Source organism: Flexivirga aerilata, assembly GCF_013002715.1.
Lineage (GTDB): Bacteria > Actinomycetota > Actinomycetes > Actinomycetales > Dermatophilaceae > Flexivirga > Flexivirga aerilata.
Genome location: NZ_JABENB010000001.1, coordinates 1,842,462 through 1,864,930 on the forward strand (window position 1 = coordinate 1,842,462; position 22,469 = coordinate 1,864,930).

At 70.8% G+C, this 22,469-nt stretch carries 22 protein-coding genes; 20 read left to right on the forward strand and 2 right to left on the reverse strand.

The annotated features are described in order from the left end of the window. The first annotated feature begins 12 nt into the window (after positions 1-12). The 5 genes from HJ588_RS08735 to HJ588_RS08755 all read left to right on the forward strand — a co-directional run bounded on the left by HJ588_RS08735 (position 13) and on the right by HJ588_RS08755 (position 3,706). Positions 13-567: a hypothetical protein gene (locus tag HJ588_RS08735; RefSeq protein ID WP_171154044.1), complete on the forward strand. Its 555-nt coding sequence runs from the start codon at positions 13-15 to the stop codon at positions 565-567. Beyond that, positions 564-1,358, forward strand: coding sequence for an enoyl-CoA hydratase/isomerase family protein (locus HJ588_RS08740; protein WP_171154046.1), 795 nt, complete (start codon positions 564-566; stop codon positions 1,356-1,358). Before HJ588_RS08735 ends, HJ588_RS08740 begins: the two co-directional genes overlap by 4 nt. A 91-nt stretch (positions 1,359-1,449) precedes the next feature. Continuing rightward, positions 1,450-1,815, forward strand: a complete 366-nt coding sequence (locus tag HJ588_RS08745) for a hypothetical protein (protein WP_171154048.1) — start codon at positions 1,450-1,452, stop codon at positions 1,813-1,815. Between the two features lie 107 nt (positions 1,816-1,922). Next, the gene (locus tag HJ588_RS08750; RefSeq protein WP_171154050.1) at positions 1,923-2,708 is read left to right on the forward strand and encodes an electron transfer flavoprotein subunit beta/FixA family protein; all 786 of its coding nucleotides are present in this window, start codon (positions 1,923-1,925) and stop codon (positions 2,706-2,708) included. A 41-nt stretch (positions 2,709-2,749) separates the two neighbouring features. Then, positions 2,750-3,706: an electron transfer flavoprotein subunit alpha/FixB family protein gene (locus HJ588_RS08755; RefSeq protein WP_171154052.1), complete on the forward strand. Its 957-nt coding sequence runs from the start codon at positions 2,750-2,752 to the stop codon at positions 3,704-3,706. 72 nt (positions 3,707-3,778) lie between these two features. On the opposite strand, the gene HJ588_RS08760 is transcribed toward HJ588_RS08755, so the two are convergent. Then, entirely contained in the window at positions 3,779-4,837 is a 1,059-nt protein-coding gene (locus tag HJ588_RS08760) for a hypothetical protein (protein ID WP_171154054.1), read from the reverse strand. 51 nt (positions 4,838-4,888) lie between these two features. Here HJ588_RS08760 and HJ588_RS08765 point away from each other — a divergent pair, with 51 nt between their 5' ends. From HJ588_RS08765 to HJ588_RS08790, 6 genes are all read left to right on the forward strand, one after another. Continuing rightward, positions 4,889-6,088, forward strand: a complete 1,200-nt coding sequence (locus HJ588_RS08765; protein ID WP_171154057.1) for an aminotransferase class V-fold PLP-dependent enzyme — start codon at positions 4,889-4,891, stop codon at positions 6,086-6,088. Then, complete coding sequence (gene mnmA, locus HJ588_RS08770; RefSeq protein WP_171154059.1) at positions 6,088-7,164, forward strand: tRNA 2-thiouridine(34) synthase MnmA; 1,077 nt, start codon at positions 6,088-6,090, stop codon at positions 7,162-7,164. Before HJ588_RS08765 ends, mnmA begins: the two co-directional genes overlap by 1 nt. A 164-nt stretch (positions 7,165-7,328) precedes the next feature. Beyond that, complete coding sequence (locus HJ588_RS08775; RefSeq protein WP_171154062.1) at positions 7,329-8,246, forward strand: septum formation family protein; 918 nt, start codon at positions 7,329-7,331, stop codon at positions 8,244-8,246. A gap of 63 nt (positions 8,247-8,309) precedes the next feature. Beyond that, on the forward strand, positions 8,310-9,302 hold the full coding sequence (locus HJ588_RS08780) for a uroporphyrinogen decarboxylase/cobalamine-independent methonine synthase family protein (protein ID WP_171154064.1): 993 nt from the start codon (positions 8,310-8,312) through the stop codon (positions 9,300-9,302). Positions 9,303-9,333: 31 nt separating this feature from the next. After that, positions 9,334-11,499 carry an NAD-dependent DNA ligase LigA gene (gene ligA, locus HJ588_RS08785; RefSeq protein WP_171154066.1) on the forward strand — a complete coding sequence of 722 codons (2,166 nt, stop codon included), beginning with the start codon at positions 9,334-9,336 and terminating at the stop codon, positions 11,497-11,499. Then, the gene (locus HJ588_RS08790) at positions 11,492-11,995 is read left to right on the forward strand and encodes a mycothiol transferase (protein WP_171154068.1); all 504 of its coding nucleotides are present in this window, start codon (positions 11,492-11,494) and stop codon (positions 11,993-11,995) included. Before ligA ends, HJ588_RS08790 begins: the two co-directional genes overlap by 8 nt. A gap of 391 nt (positions 11,996-12,386) precedes the next feature. On the opposite strand, the gene HJ588_RS08795 is transcribed toward HJ588_RS08790, so the two are convergent. Further along, positions 12,387-13,034 carry a cytidylate kinase-like family protein gene (locus HJ588_RS08795; RefSeq protein ID WP_171154070.1) on the reverse strand — a complete coding sequence of 216 codons (648 nt, stop codon included), beginning with the start codon at positions 13,032-13,034 and terminating at the stop codon, positions 12,387-12,389. 62 nt (positions 13,035-13,096) lie between these two features. Between HJ588_RS08795 and HJ588_RS08800 the strand changes: the two genes are divergently transcribed. The 9 genes from HJ588_RS08800 to ilvD all read left to right on the forward strand — a co-directional run bounded on the left by HJ588_RS08800 (position 13,097) and on the right by ilvD (position 22,421). Beyond that, positions 13,097-13,375, forward strand: a complete 279-nt coding sequence (locus HJ588_RS08800) for a glutaredoxin domain-containing protein (RefSeq protein ID WP_171154072.1) — start codon at positions 13,097-13,099, stop codon at positions 13,373-13,375. An 81-nt stretch (positions 13,376-13,456) separates the two neighbouring features. After that, complete coding sequence (gene gatC / locus HJ588_RS08805) at positions 13,457-13,753, forward strand: Asp-tRNA(Asn)/Glu-tRNA(Gln) amidotransferase subunit GatC (RefSeq protein WP_171154074.1); 297 nt, start codon at positions 13,457-13,459, stop codon at positions 13,751-13,753. A gap of 14 nt (positions 13,754-13,767) precedes the next feature. Next, positions 13,768-15,288, forward strand: a complete 1,521-nt coding sequence (gene gatA / locus HJ588_RS08810) for an Asp-tRNA(Asn)/Glu-tRNA(Gln) amidotransferase subunit GatA (RefSeq protein ID WP_171154076.1) — start codon at positions 13,768-13,770, stop codon at positions 15,286-15,288. Then, positions 15,285-16,796 (forward strand): Asp-tRNA(Asn)/Glu-tRNA(Gln) amidotransferase subunit GatB, encoded by a 1,512-nt coding sequence (gene gatB / locus HJ588_RS08815; RefSeq protein WP_171154078.1) that lies wholly within the window; start codon positions 15,285-15,287, stop codon positions 16,794-16,796. Before gatA ends, gatB begins: the two co-directional genes overlap by 4 nt. Positions 16,797-16,851: 55 nt before the next feature. Continuing rightward, positions 16,852-18,114 (forward strand): cytochrome P450, encoded by a 1,263-nt coding sequence (locus HJ588_RS19970; protein WP_212755349.1) that lies wholly within the window; start codon positions 16,852-16,854, stop codon positions 18,112-18,114. Positions 18,115-18,131: 17 nt separating this feature from the next. Then, the gene (locus tag HJ588_RS08825) at positions 18,132-19,049 is read left to right on the forward strand and encodes a 2-hydroxyacid dehydrogenase (protein WP_171154081.1); all 918 of its coding nucleotides are present in this window, start codon (positions 18,132-18,134) and stop codon (positions 19,047-19,049) included. Further along, positions 19,046-20,128, forward strand: a complete 1,083-nt coding sequence (locus HJ588_RS08830) for a DUF3533 domain-containing protein (RefSeq protein WP_171154083.1) — start codon at positions 19,046-19,048, stop codon at positions 20,126-20,128. Before HJ588_RS08825 ends, HJ588_RS08830 begins: the two co-directional genes overlap by 4 nt. A 13-nt stretch (positions 20,129-20,141) precedes the next feature. Beyond that, positions 20,142-20,675: a SixA phosphatase family protein gene (locus HJ588_RS08835; RefSeq protein WP_212755351.1), complete on the forward strand. Its 534-nt coding sequence runs from the start codon at positions 20,142-20,144 to the stop codon at positions 20,673-20,675. Positions 20,676-20,720: 45 nt separating this feature from the next. Beyond that, entirely contained in the window at positions 20,721-22,421 is a 1,701-nt protein-coding gene (ilvD, locus tag HJ588_RS08840; protein WP_171154087.1) for a dihydroxy-acid dehydratase, read from the forward strand. Positions 22,422-22,469: the final 48 nt, after the last annotated feature.

Consider the following 22,469-nt stretch of genomic DNA (forward strand, 5'->3'; position numbering starts at 1 on the left):
AGCGTGGCTCACATGACTGATCCGACTTCGCTGCCCAACTTCCCGCCGCCCGCCGACGAGCACCCGCTGCGCGGCCGGGTTCTGGACGCCCTGCAGGACGAGGGCTTCCGCCCGGACATCGACGCCGACGGCGACGTCAGCTACAAGGTCGAGGGCCAGCAGTTGTTCGCCCGGTGCATGGAGGGCGAGCCGGCGATGCTGCGCATCTTCGGTCAGTGGCAGATCACCGACGACCTGCCGCAGGACGTCACCAAGCAGCTGCTCGCCGCCAACGACGTCACCCTCAGCCTCAACATCATCAAGACCGGCATCGCCAACGGCACCCTCGTGGTCACCGGCGAGCACCTGGTCTCGCAGGGCGACGACGTGCGCTCGCTGGTGCAGTCGACCACCCAGATGGTGCTGCAGGCCGTGCAGCTGTGGCACCAGAGCGTGACCGGCGACGGCCCGCACGCGGCCACCTCCGCGCAGCCGCCCAACATCGGCCAGCCGGGAGCCGACGGCCAGCCGGGCGATGCGCAGCCCGGTGACGGTCAGCAGCCGCCCGCCGACGGCCAATCCGAATGAGCGACAACGCTTTCGGCGAGTTCGTCTCGCTGAGCGTGCAGGACGGCATCGGTGTCATCCGCATCGATCGCCCGAAGATGAACGCGCTCAACAAGGAGATCCAGGAGGGCCTCGCCGCGGCCGCCGCGGCGGTCACCGAGGACGACGACATCGCCGCCGCGATCGTGTATGGCGGGGAGAAGGTCTTTGCCGCCGGCGCGGACATCAAGGAGATGGAGCCGCTCGACCACGCCGAGATGGTCGGCCGGGCGGCCCGCCTCCAGGAGTGCTTCGCGGCGGTCGCGGCGATCCCGAAGCCGACGGTCGCCGCGGTCGCCGGCTACGCGCTCGGCGGCGGCTGCGAGCTGTCGATGACCTGCGACTTCCGGGTCGCCGCCAGCGACGCGACCTTCGGCCAGCCGGAGATCCTGCTCGGGATCATCCCGGGTGCCGGCGGCACCCAGCGGCTCACCCGGCTGGTCGGACCGGCGAAGGCGAAGGATCTGGTCTTCACCGGTCGTTTCGTCCCGGCGGAGGAGGCGCTGCGCATCGGGCTGGTCGACGAGCTGGTCGAGCCCGGCACGGTGCTGGAGTCGGCCAAGGCGAAGCTCGCGCCATACGTCGGTGGCCCGCGGCTCGCGCTGCGCGCGGCCAAGGAGGCCATCGATCGCGGGCTCGACGTCGACCTGCGCACCGGCCTCGCGATCGAGACCCAGCAGTTCGCGTCGTTGTTCGCCACGAAGGATCGCGCGAGCGGCATGCGGTCGTTCCTGGAGAACGGCCCGGGCAAGGCGACGTTCGAGGGTCGTTAGGCCGCGCGGACCCCGCCCGACCGTTACTCTCGGCCCGGATGGCCGGCCGGACAGCCAGCCTGACAACCAGCAACCAGCACGAGGAGGCGCCATGAGCACAGAGGAGCCGGTGCTGCCCGGCAGCGCAGCGGCCGAACGCAGCAGGATCGTCGCGATCGGCGTCGCCCTGATCGGGCTGGTCGGCATGTTCGTGGCGCTGCTCGGCTGGACCGGGATGATGCGTGACGTGGAGAAGACCATCGGCATCGCGCCGTGGGTCATCTTCGTGGTCGGCGCGGTGATCACCGTCGGTGCCGCACTCTTCGACCTGGCGGCGGGCAGTCGCTCCGACGTGTTCGCGGTGGCCCCGGGCGCACGGCTGACGCCGCTGCAGTTCACCCTCAACAAGCTCGCGCCGTGGATCATCGTGCTGCTGACCCTGGTCGGCATGCTGATCATCTGGCTGCGATACCGCTGACGGGGGCGACCCCCTGTCCAGAAGTTGTTACTGACCGGTAGCCTGACCCTTCAGTACGTCCCGTAGTACCCGAATCACCCGTTCCCACCGAAAAGGACGATCGACACATGAACATCGTGGTCTGTGTCAAGTACGTGCCGGACGCGCAGGCGGACCGTACGTTCTCGCAGGACAACACCACCGACCGCACCAACGTCGACGGTCTGCTGTCCGAGCTGGACGAGTATGCCGTCGAGGAGGCGCTCAAGCTGGCCGAGGCCGGCGAGGGTGAGGTCACCGTCGTGACGGTCGGCCCGGACGGTGCCGCCGAGGCGATCAAGAAGGCCCTGCAGATGGGCGCCGACAAGGGCGTGCACGTGCTGGACGACGCGATCCACGGCTCCGACGCCCCCGCGACCTCGCTGGTGCTGGCCGAGGCGGTCAAGAAGGCGGCCGGCGGCAGCCCCGAGCTGGTGCTCATGGGCCTGGCCTCCACCGACGGCACGATGAGCGTGGTGCCGGCGATGCTCGCCGAGCGCCTGGGCCTGCCGCAGATCACCCAGCTGTCCTCGATGGAGATCGCCGACGGCAAGGTCACCGGCCGCCGTGACAGCGACGCCGCGTCGGACACCCTGGAGGCGCCGCTGCCCGCGGTCGTCTCGGTGACCGACCAGATCAACGAGCCGCGCTACCCCTCATTCAAGGGGATCATGGCCGCCAAGAAGAAGCCGGTCGAGACCTGGTCGCTCGCCGACCTCGGCGTCGACGCCGGCCAGGTGGGCCTGGACAACGCATGGACCAAGGTCGAGTCGTTCACCGCGCGCCCGCCGCGCGAGCAGGGCGAGATCGTCACCGACGAGGGCGACGGCGGCACCAAGCTCGCCGAGTTCCTCGCCAAGGCCAAGCTCATCTGAGCTGCCCATCGAACGACTAGAAGTACGAAGGAGATTCACCCATGGCTGAAGTGCTCGTTCTGGTCGACCACACCGATGGTCAGGTCAAGAAGAACACCGCCGAACTGCTCACCCTGGCCCGCCAGATCGGCGAGCCGTCCGCGGTCTTCGTCGGCAGCAACGCCGAGGCGGCCCGCCCGCGCCTGGCGCAGTTCGGTGCCGAGAAGGTCTACGTGATCGACACCCCGGACGTGACCGGCGCCCTCGCGGCCCCGCTCGCCGAGGCGCTCGCCGCGGTCGCCGAGCAGGCGAAGCCGGCGGCGATCCTGCTGCCGACGAGCGGCGTCAACAAGGAGGCCGCGGCGCGGCTCGCGGTCAAGACCGGCTCGGGGCTGATCACCGACGCCACCAACGTTGAAGGCGGCGAGGGTGGCGTCAAGACCACCCAGTCGGCGTTCGCGTCCAACTTCACCGTCACCTCGACGGTGACGACGCCGACGGCGATCGTGACGGTCAAGGCCAACGCGACGGCACCGCAGGCATCGCAGGCCGGCGCCACCGTCGTACCCGTCGACGTGACGGTGTCCGACGCCGCCAAGGCGACGCAGGTGACCGCGTCGGAGCCCAAGCAGAAGTCCGGCCGTCCGGAGCTGACCGAGGCCCAGATCGTGGTCTCCGGTGGCCGCGGCACCGGCGGCGACTTCTCGCCGGTCGAGGCGTTCGCCGACACCCTCGGCGCCGCCGTGGGTGCCTCGCGCGCCGCGGTCGACGCCGGCTGGTATCCGCACTCCAACCAGGTCGGCCAGACCGGCAAGCAGGTCAGCCCGCAGCTCTACGTCGCGGCGGGCATCTCCGGCGCGATCCAGCACCGGGCCGGCATGCAGACGTCCAAGACGATCGTGGCGATCAACAAGGACGAGGAAGCGCCGATCTTCGAGCTGGTCGACTTCGGTGTCGTCGGTGACCTCTTCACCGTGCTGCCCCAGGCCAACGACGCGGTCAAGGCCGCCAAGAACTGACGCGGCATACGCACCACCGGCGCGGCCCGGCATCCCTCGAGGGGTGCCGGGCCGCACCGCGTCGGGCCGGATTCAGCCGAGCGGCGCGAGGCGGTCGGAGCCGTGCCAGGCGGCGGCCACCGTGCTCCCGCCCGGCTTGTCGAGCTGCAGCAGCGTGAGGCCGCCGACCGGCCGGCCCTTCGGCACCCAGAACACGATCGTGTAGTCGCCGGACTTGCCGGGCTGCACGAGCGCGCTGGTGAGCGTCTCGCCCTGGCTGCCGAGCGTCGAGGAGCGGCAGGTGCGTCCCTTGTCGTCGACGAGCAGGTAGCTGCCCCGGTCGACGTATGCCGGGGCGCCCTTCGCGGTCATGTGCAGCTTGACGTCGACGGCGTCGACGTCGTTGGGCTGGGTCGGGCCCGGTGTGAACGCGCGACGGGCCGGCTTGCCGGCGCGCACCGACGCCGACACCGTGTCGTCGCCCACCGTCACACTCGAGCCGTATGACGCAGCGTCCTTCGCGCGCAGCGTCGTGGTGGGGCCGTCACATCCGGTGCCGGCCGCGCTCGACGACGGCGCGGCCGCGCCGGTCCGCCACTCGGCCGCGGCACTGCCGGCCGAGGGTGCGGACAGGTAGCGCACCCGCAGCGTGCCGACCGGCAGGCCCTCCGGCACGAGGAAGGCAACGGCGCCCTTGCCCTGCTGCTTCTCGTCGACGGTCAGCGCCGCGAACCCGTCGGAGAGCGGATTGACCGCCGGGGCGGCGCAGAGTTTGCCGTCCGCGCCGGTGAGCACGAACTGTCCACTGTCGATCGCGAAGGTGCCGTTGGTGCGCACCGAGGTCGTCACCGGCACCTGGACGACCTGCATGCCGTCGCGGCCCGCGGGCGCGGCGCTCACCGTCGGCGCGCCGACCTGCACCTGGAGGGCGCCGTCCTTGCCGGTGGTCGCGGCAGCGCCATACGGCAGGGCGGGGCCGGAGAAGCTCGGCGCCGCATCGCCGCTGCAGCCGGCCGGCCGCGTGGACGAGGTCGTCGCGGGCGTGCCACCTGGGGTGGGGGCCGCGTCGCCGGCACCGGACGAGGTGCACCCGGCCGCGCCGAGCGCGAGGACCGAGAGGAGGCAGGCGGCGACGGGGCGACGGGGGCTCACGCGCCATAGTGTGGCAAACAGTGTGGTAAGTCACGCGCGTAGGCTGAACCGGTGAGTTCTCCCGTTTACCTGGACCATGCGGCGACCACCCCGGCTCGTCCCGAGGTCATCGACGCCATCGCGCAGCAACTGGCGGTGGTCGGCAACGCGTCGTCGTTGCACACCGCCGGCCGGGCCGCGCGCCGCGTCGTCGAGGAGTCCCGCGAGCAGGTGGCTGCGGCCCTCGGCGCCGGACCGTCGGAGGTGATCTTCACCTCGGGTGGCACCGAGTCGGACAACCTGGCGATCAAGGGCACCTTCGCGCGACGGCGCGCCGACGACCCGCGCCGCGACCGTCTCATCGTCGGCAGCACCGAGCACCACGCGGTCATCGACTCGGTGGAGTTCCTGGTCGCCGAGCAGGGCGCACGCGTCGACTGGATCGAGGTCGACTCCGAGGGCCGCGCGGACCCGGAGCAGGTGCGCGCGCTCATCGAGCGCGACCCGGCCTCGGTGGCGCTGGTCTCGCTGATGTGGGCCAACAACGAGATGGGCGCCGTGCAGCCGGTCGCCGAGGTCGCCGCGATCGCCCACGAATACGACATCCCGTTCCACACCGACGCGGTGCAGGCGATCGGTCAGTTGCCGGTCGACTTCGCCGCCTCGGGCGCCGACCTGCTGAGCGCCAGCGCGCACAAGTTCGGCGGACCGCAGGGCGTCGGTCTGCTGCTCGCCCGCCGCGAGGCCCAGGTGGTGCCGTTGACCCACGGCGGCGGCCAGGAGCGCGAGTTCCGCAGCGGCACGCTCGACGTCGCCGGCATCCGCGGACTCGCCGTCGCGGTGCAATTGGCGACGGCCTCGCTCGAGGCCGAGCAGGACCGGCTGGTCGCGTTGCGGGACAAGCTGATCCAGGGTGCGCTGGATGCCGGACTCGACATCGAGATCACCGGCCCGCACGAGGTCGGCGACGTGACCCGGCGACTGCCCGGCAACGCGCACCTGCGGGTGCCCGGTTGCGACGGCGACTCGCTGCTCTACCTGCTGGATGCGGCCGGCATCGAGTGCTCGACCGGTTCGGCGTGCCGGGCCGGGGTGCCGCAGCCCAGCCACGTCCTGCTCGCGATGGGCATCCCCGAGGACGACGCGCGCGGCGCGCTGCGCCTCAGCCTGGGCCGCACCTCCGGCGACGCCGACGTCGCGGCATTCCTCGAGGCGCTGCCCGCGGCCGTCGACCGGGCCCGGCGCGCGCGGACCGCGAGCCGGGGCAGCTGATGCGCGTCGTCGCTGCCATGAGCGGAGGCGTCGACTCCGCCGTTGCCGCCGCCCGCATGGTCGACGCCGGCCACGAGGTGGTCGGCGTGCACCTCGCGCTGTCGCAGTCCGCCGCCACCCTGCGGGAGTCGGCCCGCGGGTGCTGCACGATCGAGGACGCCGGGGACGCCCGCCGGGTGGCCGACCGCATCGGCATACCTTTTTACGTCTGGGACATGGCCGCGCGGTTCAAGCAGGACGTCGTCGACGACTTCGTCGCCGAGTACACCGCCGGCCGCACCCCCAACCCCTGCCTGCGCTGCAACGAACGCATCAAGTTCGCCGCGCTGCTGGACAAGGCGCTCGCACTCGGCTTCGACGCGGTCGCGACCGGTCACTACGCCCAGATCGTCGACGGCCCTGCCGGCCGTGAGCTGCACCGCGCCGTCGACCCGGCCAAGGACCAGTCCTATGTGCTCGGGGTGCTCGACGCCGACCAGCTCGCCCGGTCGTTCTTCCCGCTCGGTGACACCACCAAGCCGCAGATCCGCGAGGAGGCTGCCGAGCGCGGCTTCTCGGTCGCCAAGAAGCCCGACAGCCACGACATCTGCTTCATCGCCGACGGCGACACCAAGGGCTGGCTGACCCGCCGCCTCGGCGAGCAGCCCGGCGACATCGTCGACACCGACGGTGAGGTGGTCGGGCAGCACGAAGGCGCGTTCGCCTACACCGTCGGTCAGCGCCGCGGCCTCGGCCTGAAGGTGCCGCGCGCCGACGGTGCCAAGCGTTACGTGGTCGACGTCGAGCCGCGGACCAACACGGTCGTGGTCGGCACGCAGGACCTGCTCGGGGTCGACCTGGTGCACGGCGACCACGCCCGCTGGTGCGGCGCTGCACCGTCCGGGCAGTTGCGGGTCGGGGCGCAACTGCGGGCGCACGGCGAGGAGATCCCGGCCGTCGCCACCGCGCACGGCGACGAGGTCGAGGTGCGCCTGGACCGCCGGGCGCGCGGGGTGGCTCCCGGCCAGTCCGTCGTGCTGTATGACGGCACTCGCGTGGTCGGCTCTGCAACCATCAGCCGGTCAGGACGCGTCTGAGGGGAGCGCCGCAGGATGCCGCGGGATGCAGCGGGATATCGTGTCGGCGCACACTACCTGGGAGGGGAACGCACATGCAGCCTGCGCGCAACACCGCTCGTCACAGCACCGCACGCAACACCGCACGTCACAACACGGCACGTCACAACACCGCACGACGACTGATGGCGACAGGGGCGGCCGGAGCCGCGTGCCTCGCGCTCGCCGCCTGTGGCAGCGACGGCGGCACCGTGTCGGTGTCGGCACCGTCGACCACGGCGAGCACCGGACCTTCGGCCGGGTCGTCCGCATCGTCCGGTGCCACCACGCCCGGCAGCTCGGGCAGCTCAGCCGGCTCTGCGGCGCCGAGCGGGTCGGGCGCCTCCGCGGAGGCCGACTTCGCACCCGGCCAGTGCTACGACAACACGGTCAACTGGAAACTCACCCCGTGCGACCAGAAGCACAAGCTGGAGATCACCCAGGTGGTGACCAACGACCAGTACGCCGACGATGTGCAGAAGCGCTCGGTGCTGCGGACCTGGACGTGCAACAACGCGCTCGGTGGTTACCTCGGCGACCCGGCGGGCTACTTCTCGCTGGTGCTCGCGCAGCCGGTGCCGACCTCCGCCGACCCCAAGAACGCCGGCCGCATCGTCTGCGCCGCTGCCGTGACCAAGAACGACGACTCCGGCTACGACCAGATCACCTACCCGATCAAGAACTTGCTGAAGGACAAGGGCTACGTCGACTACCGGATCTGCACGCCGGAGCGACCGAGCCAGTCCGACTCCCCGAAGATCGTGCCGTGCACCGAGCCGCACGCCGCCGAGACCATCGGCGGTTACGTCATCGGGCAGGCCAACACGCCATACCCGGGTGAGGCGGCGACCGACAAGATCTCGCTCGACAAGTGCAAGGCGCTCGCCAAGACCTACCTCGGTGGGGTCGAGCGCAAGGACGTCGTCGCCGCGTCCAACCACTCGGGCCCGGGGCCGTGGGGTCGCGGCACGACGCTGACCGCCTGCTTCGTGGAGTCGACCAATGGCAAGTTCGTCAAGCCGCTCAAGGACATGAAGAACCAGCCGCTCTCGAAGTTCCAGTGACGCGGTCACCACGTCGTTCGACGGCATCGGCAACGCGAGCCCGGCCGACTATCGTTGACCGGCGTGACTGAAGCCAGTGCCGTCGGCTCGCTGCCCGGCGAGGACGTCGCCCGCGCGATGCGCGTCGTCCGGGAGTTGTATGACGACAAGGGGATTCCCTACCTGCCGGAGTTGCCCGACCGCGGACCCGGTGCGGACCTGATCGGGCGGACGGCGGCCCTGCTGGTGGAGCTGCCGGTCGACCTGCAGCCGTCCGGATGGCGTCTCACCGACGCACCCGGACGGGACGTCGTGCGGGCCGGTGGTTTCCTGCGGCACGACCTCGACGAGCTGGCCGAGGTCTACGACGGTTACTCCGGGCCGCTGAAGCTGCAGGTGTGCGGACCGTGGACGCTCGCCGCGACGCTGGCGCTGCCGCGCGGGGAGCGGGCGGTGACCGACCCGGGAGCCACTCGCGACCTGATCCAGTCGCTCGCGGCCGGCGTCGGCGAGCACGTCGGCATCGTGCGGCGGCTGGTGCCGGGCGCCGAGATCGTCCTCCAGTGGGACGAGCCCGCGCTGCCGGCGGTGCTGGCCGGACGTCTTCCGACCGCGTCCGGCTTCGGCCGGGTGCGCGCCGTCGAGCCGATCACCGTGCGTGACGGACTCGCGACTGTCACCGAAAGCGTTGCGGGACAGGTTGATTCGCAAGTGCTGCACTGTTGTGCGCCGGACGTCCCGGTGCCGCTGGTGCGGCAGCTCGACGGGTTGCAGCTCGGCGTCGACGTGTCGCTGCTCAAGGCCTCGCAGTGGGACGGCGTCGCCGAGCTGGTGGAGTCCGGGCGCCGCCTGTGGGCGGGCATCGTGCCGACCGGCTCATCGGCTCGGCATCCGCGCGAACACACCGAGCCGTTCCTGGACCGGTGGCGGCGGGTCGGCCTCGAAGCGCGGCTGCTGGACTCGGTGGTCGTGACGCCCGCGTGCGGTCTCGCCGGGGCCTCGCCGGGCGCGGCTCTCGCCATACAGCAGCTGACGGTGCAGGCGGCCGATCTGCTCACCGGGGCTGCCTCGGACTGACTGTCGGCGGCATGCGGAAGGATGACGCAACGTGAGTGAGATCGAGATCCCGGCCGAGGCCCGCCACGAGTGGACCGAGCTCGCCGAGGAGGTGCGCGGCCACCAGTTCGCCTACCACGTCAAGGACGCGCCGACGATCAGTGACGGGCAGTACGACGCGCTGATCCGCCGGCTGAACGAGCTGGAGGAGGAGCACCCGGGGCTGCGCACCCCGGACAGCCCCACCCAGCAAGTCGGTGGCGCGGTCTTCAACACCGACTTCGCCGCGGTCACCCACGCCGAGCGCATGCTGAGCCTCGACAACGTCTTCAGCGCCGACGAACTCGCCGCCTGGATCACCCGGGTGCAGCGCGACATCGGCGACACTCGCGTGCACTTCCTGTGCGAGCTCAAGATCGACGGCCTGGCGATCAACCTGACCTATGAACGCGGCAGATTGGTGCGCGCGGCCACCCGCGGCGACGGCACGACCGGCGAGGACGTGACCTCGAATGTCCGCACCATTGAAGGGATTCCGCACAAACTGACCGGTGACAACGTGCCGGAGCTGGTCGAGGTGCGCGGCGAGGTCTTCATGGGGATGGCCGATTTCGAGAAGCTCAACGCCTCGCTGGTCGAGGCGGGCAAGCCGCCGTTCGCCAACCCGCGCAACACCGCCGCCGGCTCGTTGCGGCAGAAGGATCCGCGGGTCACCGCGAGCCGCGCCTTGAGGATGCTCGTGCACGGCATCGGCGCGCGCCGCGGCTTCGACATCCAGCGGCAGTCGCAGGCCTACGACCTGCTGCGCGAGTGGGGTCTGCCGGTATCGACCCACTCCAAGGTCGTCGACACCGCCGCCAAGGTCCAGAAATACGTGGAATGGGCTGGTAACAACCGGCATTCGGTGGAGCACGAGCTCGACGGGGTGGTCGTCAAGGTCGACGAGGTCGCCACCCAGCGCGCGCTCGGGTCGACGTCGCGGGCGCCACGGTGGGCGATCGCCTACAAGTATCCGCCGGAGGAGGTCAACACCAAGCTGCTCGACATCGAGGTCAACGTCGGGCGCACCGGGCGGGTGACGCCGTTCGGGGTGATGGAGCCGGTGGTCGTCGCGGGGTCCACGGTGGCCAACGCGACGCTGCACAACGCGTCCGAGGTGAAGCGCAAGGGCGTGCTGATCGGCGACACGGTCGTGCTGCGGAAGGCCGGTGACGTCATACCCGAGATCGTGGGGCCGGTGGTCGACCTGCGCGACGGCAGCGAGCGGGAGTTCGTGATGCCGACGCACTGCCCGGCGTGCGGCACCGAGCTGGCCTACGAGAAGGACGGCGACAAGGACATCCGCTGTCCCAACTCGCGCACCTGCCCGTCGCAGCTGCGGGAGCGGCTGTTCAGCCTCGCCGGCCGGGGCGCCTTCGACATCGAGGCGCTCGGCTGGGAGGGCGCCGTCGGGCTGCTCGACTCCGGCGTGCTGACCGACGAGTCCACGCTGTTCGGGCTGACCCGCGAGCAACTCTCGCGCGTGCCTGTCTACACGCGGGCGGCGAAGAAGACCGACGACCCCGAGCATGTCGTCGACGGAAAAGTGTTGTCCGCCAACGGGGTCAAGCTGCTGGACAACCTGCAGCAAGCGAAGTCGCAACCCCTGTGGCGGGTGATCGTGGGGCTGTCGATCCGGCACGTCGGACCGACCGCGGCGCGTGCGCTCGCCACCGAGTTCGGCTCGATCGATGCGTTGCGCGCGGCGAGCGTGGAGGAGTTGGCGGCCGCGGACGGCGTCGGGGGAGTGATCGCCCAGGCGGTGACCGAGTGGTTCGGCGTCGACTGGCATGAGCAGATCGTGCGGCAGTGGGCGGCCGACGGGGTGCGCATGGCCGACGAGCGCGACGAGTCGATCGAGCAGACGCTCGCCGGACTCACGGTCGTGGTGACCGGTTCGCTCGAGGAGTTCAGCCGCGACTCCGCCAAGGAGGCGATCCTGGCCCGCGGTGGCAAGGCGGCCGGGTCGGTGTCGAAGAAGACGTCCTATGTCGTGCTCGGCGCCAATGCCGGCTCCAAGGCGGACAAGGCCGCCCAGCTGGGCGTGCCGACGCTGGACGAGGCCGGGTTCGTGCAGCTGCTCGAGCAGGGGCCGCCGCCGGCCGAGGCCGCGGACGGGTCGGCAGAGGCGGAGGAGTCGAAAGAGGCGGCCGAGGCGGAGGAGTCGGCCGATGGCTGACGCCGTGCCGGTGCATGCGGTGCCGGTCCATGCGGTGCGGGTGCACCTCGATCGCGCGCTCGACGGCATGTGCGAGACCGTGCGGGAGCTCGGCGACGACCTGGCCAACACCGGCACCGGGCTGCCCGGAGGCAACACGGCATACCAGCTGCTGCGGCACTGCGCGGGGGTGTTGGAGTTCTGGGGTGGCCGGGTGCTCGCCGACCGGCCGATCGACCGTGACCGGGACGCGGAGTTCGTGGCGGCCGGCCCGGTCGCTGAGCTGCTGGAGCTGGTGGCGGCGCAGCGCGCCCGATTCGCCTGCGATCTGGACGGATTCGACGGTGCGGCGCCGCCGCGCGGCCCGCTGCGCGAGCGCGACCTCGACCGCGACGAGGTGCGCACCCAGGGCGGGGTGCTGATGCACATCTACGAAGAGCTCGCCCAGCACCGCGGCCACCTCGACGTCACCGCCGACATCGTCCGCGCGGCCGCCGCATCTCGTAAGCAACCGTGACGTCAGGCGCACCGTCGCTTACGAGACGCGCGCCTCTCAGGAGACGTGCCCCCATCGCGGGGCCGTAAGCAAGCGTGACGTCAGCGGCACCTTCGCTTACGGGATGCGCGCCTCTCTGGAGGCGCGGCCCCTATCACGGGGCCGTAAGCGAGCGTGACGTCAGCGGCACTGTCGCTTACGGGATGCGCTCAGTCCTCGCGACGCGTCCCTCAGGACGCGCCCCGATCGCGGGGCCGTAAGCGAGCGTGATGTCAGCGGCACCTTCGCTTACGGGATGCGCGCTGTCCGCGAGACGCGCGCCCCGTCGCGGGGCCGTAAGCGAGCGTGATGTCAGGCGCACCTTCGCTTACGGGATGCGTGCTTCTCAGGAGGCGCGCCCCCAGCCGAGACGTCAGCCGGCCGCGACGCGCTCGCCCTTCTTGGCGAGGAATGCCTGGTAGGCGGTGACGATCATTTCGATGCACTGGCCCTGTTCGAGCAGGGGAGTGTTGAACTGCAGGTGGTAGAGCGCGGGGTCGTCGATGTCGCGACCGTAGAGGTGGTGCACATACTTCGCACGGGCGGCGTCGGTCTGCTCCATGTGTCGCCGGGCCTCGTCCTCACTGACGCCGCTGAAGCGCATCGCTGCGTCGAGCCGCTGCTCGGGAGTGCCGTAGAAGCGGATGTGCAGCACGTCGTCGCGGTCCTGGAAGGCTGCGGCGCCGCCGCGTCCCAGGATTACCGCGCCCTTGTCGAGGGCGTCGCTCATGATCCGGTTGGCCTCGGCGCGAAACTCCGAGGCGCCGGCCTGGTCGCTGCGGGCGATCTCCGCGTCGCCGGCGACGGTGTCGGCGAGCGGGGCGAGCGCACAGAAGAACCGGTCGGCGAAGCTCTGCTTGCGTTCGCCGTGCTGCGCCTCGTCGAGCGAGACCTGCAGGTCGTCGGCAACCCGGGCGCTGATGGCCCGGTCCAGCATCGTGACGCCGAGGCGCTCGGCGACCTTGGGTGCAACGACGCTGCCGCCCGCGCCATACGCGGAAGAAATGGTGATGCCTGGCATGACTTCCTCCTTGCCGAACCACGTGAGAAGGTAGCTCTACTATCTATTTCTATCACCGTGGAATGCCGCGTCTCACACCGGCGTTGCCGGATGGTGTGAATGCCGACGTGACGATCTACTGGCGACCCGGTTGTCCCTTCTGTACCAGACTCGAGTCAATCATCGGTCCCGATCGCGACCGAGCACAATGGCGCAACATCTGGCAGGACGCCGACGCCGCGGCGTTCGTGCGCAGCGTCAACGACGGCAATGAAGTCGTGCCGACCGTGGTGATCGACGGCATCCCGCTGACCAACCCCGACCCCGCCGTGGTCAAGAGCGCGCTGCGCGCCGAGGGCTGATTTCCCTCTCACCGTCCCTTCGCGGGCCCGATGCCGATGGCCGTCCGTCGGCCGGTCCGGCGCGCGAATAGACTGCGCGGCATGTCTGCGCTGTCCCGCGACGAGGTTGCCCACGTCGCCATGCTCGCCCGCATCCAGCTGTCCGACGGCGAACTCGACCGGCTCGCCGGTCAGCTCGACCAGATCGTCGGATTCGTCGCCACCGTGGGGGAGATCGCGGCCGACGACATCCCGCCGATGTCGCACCCCCTGCCGCTGGAGAACGTCACCCGCACCGACGAGGTGCGCCCCAGCCTGACCCCGGAGCAGGCGCTCGCCGCCGCTCCCCGCGCCGAGGCAGACCGCTTCGCGGTGCCGCGCATCCTGGACGAAGAGTGAGGCAGAGCCGACCGATGACTGACTACACCCGTATGACGGCGGCCGACATCGCCGCCGCGCTCGCCGCCGGCGAGACCACCTCCGTCGAGGTCACCCAGGCCCACCTGGACCGCATCGCCGAGGTCGACGGCGACGTCCACGCCTTCCTCCAGGTCGACGCCGAGGGCGCGCTCGCCACCGCGCGGGCCGTCGACGAGGCGCGCGCGGCCGGCCAGGAGCTCGGCCCGCTCGCCGGGGTCCCGATCGCGGTCAAGGACGTGCTCGCCACCGAGGGCCTCACGACCACCGCCGGCAGCAAGATCCTCGAGGGCTGGGTGCCGCCGTACGACGCCACCGTCGTCGCCAAGCTGCGCGCCGCAGGGATGCCCATCCTCGGCAAGACCAACATGGACGAGTTCGCGATGGGCAGCTCGACCGAGCACTCGGCATACGGCCCCACGCACAACCCGTGGGACCTCGACCGCATCCCCGGCGGCTCGGGCGGTGGCTCGTCGGCCGCGGTCGCCGCATTCGAGGCGCCGCTCGCGATCGGCACCGACACCGGTGGCTCGATCCGCCAGCCGGCTGCCGTCACCGGCACCGTCGGCACCAAGCCGACCTATGGCGGGGTGTCCCGCTACGGTCTGATCGCGCTGGCGAGCTCGCTCGACCAGGCCGGCCCGTGCACCCGCTCGGTGCTCGACGCGGCCCTGCTGCACGAGGTCATCGGCGGCCACGACGTGATGGACTCGACGTCGATCGATGCGCCGGTGCCGCCGGTCGTCGAGGCTGCCCGCAAGGCCGACGTCAAGGGCCTGAAAATCGGTGTCATCAAAGAGATTTCGGGTGAGGGCTTCCAGCCGGGGGTGAAGCAGCTCTTCGACGAGTCGGTGCAGTTGCTGGTCGACCGCGGCGCCGAGGTCGTCGAGATCAGCTGCCCCAGCTTCGAGAAGGGACTGGCCGCCTACTACCTGATCCTGCCGAGCGAGGCGAGCTCCAACCTCGCCAAGTTCGACGGCATGCGTTACGGCCTGCGCGTCGGTCCGGAGGGCGTCGCCAGCCCGAGCGCCGAGCAGGTGATGGCCGCCACTCGCGACGCCGGCTTCGGCGACGAGGTCAAGCGCCGCATCATCCTCGGCACCTATGCGCTCTCCGCGGGTTACTACGACGCCTACTACGGGCAGGCGCAGAAGGTCCGCACGCTGATCGCGCGCGACTTCGCCGCGGCATACGAGAAGGTCGACGTGCTGGTCACGCCGACCGCGCCGACGACGGCGTTCAAGCTGGGCGAGAAGCTCGACGACCCGATGGCCATGTATCTCAACGACGTTGCGACGATCCCGGCCAACCTGGCGGGCGTGCCCGGCATGTCGATCCCTAACGGCCTCGCGTCCGAGGACGGTCTGCCGAGTGGCTTCCAGATCCTCGCCCCGGCGACCAAGGACGAGCGGCTCTACCAGGTGGGTGCCGCCCTGGAGGCTGCGTTGCAGGAGAAGTGGGGCGGGCCGATTCTCGCGCAAGCTCCGGAGCTGGCCGGAAAGGCGGATGCACGATGACCGACGCAGTCGTCGACTACGACGAGGCGCTGCAGACCTACGACCCGGTGATGGGTCTCGAGGTGCACGTCGAGCTCAACACCAAGACCAAGATGTTCTGTGGCTGCTCAACGGTTTTCGGCGCCGAGCCGAACAGCCAGGTGTGCCCGGTCTGCCTCGGCCTGCCCGGCGCACTGCCGGTCGTCAACGCCTCGGCGGTCGAGTCGGCCATCCGGCTCGGCCTGGCTCTGCACGGCAGCATCGCCGACTGGAGCCGCTTCGCCCGGAAGAACTACTTCTACCCGGACATGCCGAAGAACTTCCAGACCAGCCAGTATGACGAGCCGATCGTCTACGACGGCTACCTCGACGTGGAGGTGCCGACCGAATCCGGTGACGGCACAGAGGTTTTCCGGGTCGAGATCGAGCGTGCCCACATGGAGGAGGACACCGGCAAGTCCCTGCACGTGGGTGGCGCGACCGGCCGCATCCAGGGTGCGGAGTATTCGCTCGTCGACTACAACCGGGCCGGCATCCCGCTGATCGAGATCGTCACCAAGCCCATCGTCGGAGCCGGTAGCCGCGCTCCGCAGATCGCCCGTGCCTACGTCGCGGCGCTGCGAGACCTGTTGAAGGCTCTCGACATCAGCGACGTGAAGATGGAGCAGGGCTCGGTGCGCTGCGACGCCAACGTGTCGCTGCGCCCGGTCGGGACCGATAAGTTCGGCACCCGCACCGAGACCAAGAACGTCAACTCGCTGCGGTCGATCGAGCGCGCGGTCCGCTACGAGATCAGCCGGCAGGCGGCTGTGCTCGACGCCGGCGGCACGATCACCCAGGAGACGCGGCACTGGCACGAGGACACCGGCATCACGACCGCCGGGCGTCCCAAGTCCGACGCCGACGACTACCGCTACTTCCCGGAGCCGGACCTGGTGCCGGTGGCACCCGCGCCGGCCCTGGTCGAGAAGCTCGACGAGACGCTGCCCGAGCCGCCGGCCCAGCGCCGCAAGCGACTGCAATCCGACTGGGGTTACAGCGATTTGGAGATGCGCGACGTCATCAACGCCGGCGCTGTCGACCTGATCGAGCAGACCGTGGCCGCGGGAGCCAGCCCGGCCGGTGCCCGCAAATGGTGGACCGGCGAGCTCGCCCGGCGGGCGAATGCCGAGGGCAAGACCGTCGAGGACTTCGGCGTCACCCCGGCATACGTCGCCGAACTCGACGGCCTGGTCAAGGGCGGCCGGCTCAACGACTCGATGGCCCGCCAGGTGCTCGAGGGCGTCATCGCCGGTGAGGGCGCGCCGACCGCGGTCGCCGACGCCCGCGGGCTGGAGCTGGTGCAGGACGACGGCGCGCTCGAGGCGGCGGTGGACAAGGTCATCGCGGCCAACCCGGACGTGGCCGAGAAGGTGCGCGGTGGCAAGCTCAACGCCGCCGGCGCGCTTATCGGCCAGGTGATGAAGGAGCTCAAGGGACAGGCCGACGCCGCCAAGGCGCGCGAGCTGATCCTCGCCAAGCTCACCTGAGGCCGACCGCCGGCGGAGGGCTTGCTCTGACGCGGTTTCGCACTACGTTCGTAGGGTGAGGTCACCGATCGACTGGCAGGAGCTGCGGCTGGCGCGCGCGTTCGCGGTGCAGCTCTACGCGGCGAAGCTGAAGGTGCAGGTGGACGCGCGGCTGCGCGGCGACCCGCTCGCCCGGGTCGGTCTCACCCCCTGGCACAACGACCCCTACCCGCTCTACGACCAGGTGCGGGAGCGGGGTCCGCTGAGCCGTGGCCGGCTGCCGGGCACCTGGGTGACCGCGACGCACGCGGTGTGCAAGGACGTGCTGAAGAACCGCGACTTCGGCACCGTCGGCCGGGAGGGGGTCGGGCGGGAGTCCGAGGAGTTCGACCTGTCGATGCTGGAGCAGAACCCGCCTGACCACACCCGGCTGCGCCGGGTCGCCGCGCCGGCGTTCACCCCGCGGCGGATGGCGTCCTACGAGACCAGCATCGGCAAGACCGTGCACGCGCTGCTCGATCAGGCGCCCGCCGGTGAGGTGTTCGACCTGCAGCGCACCGTCTCGGCGCCGCTGCCGATCACCGTGATCAGCGACCTGCTCGGCATCCCGGACGCCGACGCCGACAGGTTCACCCGCTACGGCACGGCGTTGGGCAAGGCGCTCGACGGCATCAAGTCGATGCGGCACGCCCATCAGGCGTATGGCGCCAAGCTCGCGCTGGCCCGGATGTTCTCCCGGCTGCTGGAGCAGCGCGCGGCCGACCCGCGCGACGACCTGCTGTCGGTGCTCGCGGCCGAGCGCGGTGAGACGATCCGGCCCGAGGAGATCCTGCCGCTGTGTCAGCTGCTGCTCGTGGCCGGTTTCGAGACCACGGTCAACCTGATCGGCAACGCCGTCCATGCGCTGCTGCGCCATCCGGACCAGTGGCAGCTACTCGTCGACGACCCGACGCTCGCCGGAGCCGTCGTCGAGGAGACGCTGCGATGGGACCCGCCGATCCAGTTCACCTCACGGGTGGCGATGCGCGACGTCGAGGTCGCCAACACCGTTGTCAAGCAAGGATATTGGGTCGTCACCGCACTCGGCGGGGCCAACCGTGACCCGGCCGAGTTCAGCCGGCCGAACGACTTCGACATCACCCGCACCGACGGCGGGGACCACCTGGCCTTCTCCAGTGGCATCCACTACTGCCTCGGCGCCGGCCTCGCCCGCCTCGAAGGCGAGATCGCGCTGCGGGCGATCGCCGAGCGGATGCCGACGCTGCAGCTGGCCGGCAAGGTGCCCATGCGTCGCACCACGACCATCCGCGGCGTACGCGCCCTGCCCGTCCGCGGCTGACCGCTACCGTGCAGTCCATGGTCGTGGTCAGCATCGCCGAGCAGGAGTGGGTCGAGCCGCTGCGTGACGTCGCCGGGGTGGAGGTCGTGCACTGGGACCTGAAGTCCGACGCGCCGCGCGACGACATCGAGGTGGTCGTCCCGCCATACATGAGCAACCCGAAGCGGCTGGAGCGGCTCGCCGGCCTGCCGAAGCTGCGGGCGGTGCAACTCGTCACCGCCGGTTACGAGCACGCAGTGCCCTACCTGCCGGACGGCGTCCAGCTAGCCAACGGTCGCGGCATCCACGACACCTCCACCGCCGAGCTCGCCGTCGGCCTGGCGATCGCCGCGGAGCGTGGCATCCCGGAGGCGGTGCGCGCCCAGGAGGACGGCGACTGGCTGCGTATGGCGGGCCGCCCGTCGCTCGCCGACCGGCACGCACTGGTGATCGGCTACGGCTCGATCGGCCGGGCGCTGGCGCAGCGCCTGCTCGCCTTCGAGGTGGAGGTGACCGCGGTGGCGTCCACGCCGCGGGAGGGCGACGACCTGGTCGACCGGGTGCACGGCATCGACGAGCTCCCGACGCTGCTGCCGCAGCACGACGTCGTCTTCCTGATCGTGCCGTTGACCGAGACCACCCGGCACCTGGTCGACGCGCAGTTTCTCGCCGCGATGCCGCCGAATGCGTTGCTGGTCAACGTCGCTCGCGGGGGAGTGGTCGACACCGACGCCTTGGTCGAGGCCTGCGCCGAGGGCCGGGTGCGTGCGGCGCTCGACGTGACCGACCCCGAGCCGTTGCCGCAGGACCACCCGCTCTGGCGCACCCGCGGCGTGCTGATCACCCCGCATGTCGGCGGTGCGACGACCGCGTTCGCGCCCCGTGCGCTGCGCTTCCTGCGCGACGAACTCGGCGGCTACGCGGCCGGCCGGCCACTGCGGAACACGGTGCGGTGAAACAGCGCACGATCGGGGTCCGGGTCCTGTGGCTCGCGATCGTCGCCCTCGGGGTCCAGGCCGTCTTCGTGCTGACGTATGCCGGGGCCTTCGAGTCCGGTGCGGACCGTCTGCGGGTGACGGTCGTGTCGCCCGACGCCGGCTGGGCCGGGCTGATGGCCAATCGGATCAATTCCATTGACGGTGAACCGATTTGGGCCGACATCGGCTCCGATCGCGCCAGTGCCGAGCAGTTGTTGCGCCAGGACGACCTGCAGGCGGTGCTGGTGTTCGACCCGCAACAGCAGGAGGACCTCCTGCTGACCAGTTCGGCCCAGGGTCAGACCGCGGCCACCGGGTTGCGGCTCGCGATCACTCAGATCGAGGCGAGTCAGGGACGCACCGTCCGCGCGCAGGACATCACTCCCGTGCAGCCCGGCGATCCGGGCGGCGTGACCGGCTACTACCTGGTGACGTGCTGGGTGGTCAGCGGCTATCTCTTCGCCGCGCTGCTGGTGACCAGTCGCGACATCATCCGCCGTCCGCAGCGCCACCATCCTGCATGGTGGCTGCTCGGCTCGGTCGTATTCGCCGCAGCCGCAGGGCTTTCCGGCGCATTCCTGGTGACCGGATTTCTCGGCGCGCTGGACGCCGCCCTGCTCTCGCTGGCAGCCGTCGGCGCGCTGGTCGTGCTGACGGGTGCGGTCGTGACCCTCGCCCTGACCCGGTTGTTCGGCGCGTTCGGCCTCGGCGTGTCGGTGCTGGCCCTGGTCGCGGTCGGCGGACCGTCGGCAGGCGGTGCCTACGGCTTCGCCGTGCTGCCGCCGGTGTGGAGCGGGATCGTGCGATGGCTGCCCGGTGGGGCAGGGGTCGACGCGGTCCGCAAGCTGACCTACTTCGCCGCGGACGGCCTCGCGCTGCCCCTCGGCACGCTGATCTGGTGGTTGGTGCTCGGCGGTCTGGTCGTCGTGCTCGCCGGCGTCAATGCGCCCGCGGCCACCCGCAGCCGGCCCGGACGGCATCGCGCGGCTCCCGCGCGCAGGTCCGGGCGACACGGCGGGAGCAGCGGGTCGAGTCCACAGCGCGGACCCAGGAAGTGACATCCTCGTCGGTATGACCGCACCCCGACAGCTCATCGTCATCCGGCACGCGAAGGCCGCGAGCCCCGAGTCCGCCGAGGCCGACCACGAGCGCCCGCTGACGCCACGCGGAGTCGCGGATGCCAAGGCGATGGGTGCCTGGCTGAAGGAACGCGGCATCAGCGTCGACCTCGTCCTCTGCTCGACCGCGACCCGCACCCGCGAGACGTGGGCCGGCATCGTCGAGGGCGGCAAGCTCGGGGCGCTCGTCGAGCACGACCCCCGCATCTACAACGCCTCGGTCGAGCGCCTGATCGGGGTGATCCGGGAGCAGGGCAAGTCGGCGCGCTCGGTCGCGCTCGTCGGGCACGCCCCCGGCATACCCGGTCTGGCCGCGACGCTCAGCGAGGGACGTGGCGACGAGGACGAGAAGCTCGCGATGGCGAGCGGCTTCCCGACCTGCACCGCGGGCGTGCTCGAGGTCGAGGCGCCGTGGAAGGAACTCGCGGCCGGCACCGCCGAGCTCGTCGCCGTGCACACCGCGCGCAGCGACGATGCGTCCGATTGATGGGACCGCCGTCCCAACAGGTGGACGCGGGCATACGATGCCCACATGACCGACACGCCGGACCCCAAGCCCCGTAGCCGCGACGTCACCGACGGTCTGGAGAAGACCGCCGCGCGAGGGATGCTGCGCGCGGTAGGGCTCGGCGACGACGACTTCGCCAAACCCCAAGTGGGAGTGGCGAGTTCGTGGAACGAGATCACCCCCTGCAATCTGTCGCTGGACCGGCTCGCCCAGGCGGTGAAGGAAGGCGTGCACGCGGCCGGCGGTTACCCGCTGGAGTTCGGCACGATCAGCGTCTCCGACGGCATCTCGATGGGCCACGAGGGCATGCACTTCTCGCTGGTGTCGCGCGAGATCATCGCCGACTCGGTCGAGACGGTGATGAACGCCGAACGCCTCGACGGGTCGGTGCTGCTCGCGGGCTGTGACAAGTCGCTGCCCGGCATGCTCATGGCCGCCGCGCGGCTCGACCTGGCCAGTGTCTTCCTCTATGCCGGTTCGATCCTGCCGGGCATCGCCAAGCTCTCCGACGGCAGCGAGAAGCAGGTCACGATCATCGACGCGTTCGAGGCGGTCGGGGCGTGTGCCGCCGGCCGGATGAGTCGCGAGGACGTGGACGCGATCGAGCGGGCCATCTGTCCCGGTGAGGGCGCCTGCGGCGGCATGTACACCGCCAACACGATGGCGTCGGTGGCCGAGGCGATCGGTATGTCGCTGCCCGGGTCCGCGGCGCCGCCCGCCACCGACCGGCGGCGCGACGGGTTCGCGCGCAAGTCGGGCGAGGCCGTCGTCGAGTTGCTGCGCCGCGGCATCACCGCGCGCGACATCATGACCAAGGAGGCGTTCGAGAACGCCATCGCGGTCGTCATGGCCTTCGGTGGCTCCACCAACGCGGTCCTGCACCTGCTCGCGATAGCCCACGAGGCCGACGTCGAGCTGACCATCGACGACTTCCAGCGGGTCGGCTCGAAGGTGCCGCACCTGGCGGACGTGAAGCCGTTCGGGCAATACGTCATGACCGACATCGACCGCGTCGGTGGTGTGCCGGTCGTGATGCGCGCGCTGCTCGACGCGGGCCTGCTGCACGGGGACTGCCTCACGGTCACCGGCCGCACGGTCGCCGAGAACCTCGCCGACATCGCACCGCCGGACACCGACGGCAAGGTGCTGCGCGCGATGAACGAGCCGATCCATCCGACCGGCGGCCTGACGATCCTCAAGGGCTCGCTCGCGCCCGAGGGTGCCGTGGTGAAGTCGGCCGGTTTCGACAGTGACGTATTCGAAGGCACCGCAAGGGTTTTCGACGGCGAGCGTGCCGCGATGGACGCTGTCGAGGACGGCTCGCTGAAGGCGGGCGACGTCGTGGTGATCCGCTACGAGGGCCCCAAGGGCGGGCCCGGCATGCGCGAGATGCTCGCAGTGACCGGCGCGATCAAGGGTGCCGGTCTCGGCAAGGACGTGCTGTTGCTCACCGACGGCCGGTTCTCCGGAGGCACCACGGGGCTCTGTGTCGGCCACGTCGCGCCGGAGGCGGTCGACGAGGGGCCGATCGCGTTCGTCCAGGACGGCGACCCCATCCGACTGGACGTCGCCGGCGCGACCCTCGACCTGCTCGTCGACGAGGACGAGCTCGACCGTCGGCGGGCGGCCGGGGTGACCCAGCCGGAGCCGAAATACACCCGCGGTGTGCTCGCGAAGTACCGCAAGCTCGTCGGCAGCGCGAGCGGCGGGGCGGTCTGCGACTGATGCCTGCGGCCGAGCGGATGGTCCACATTCCGAGACGTGCGTCTCAGA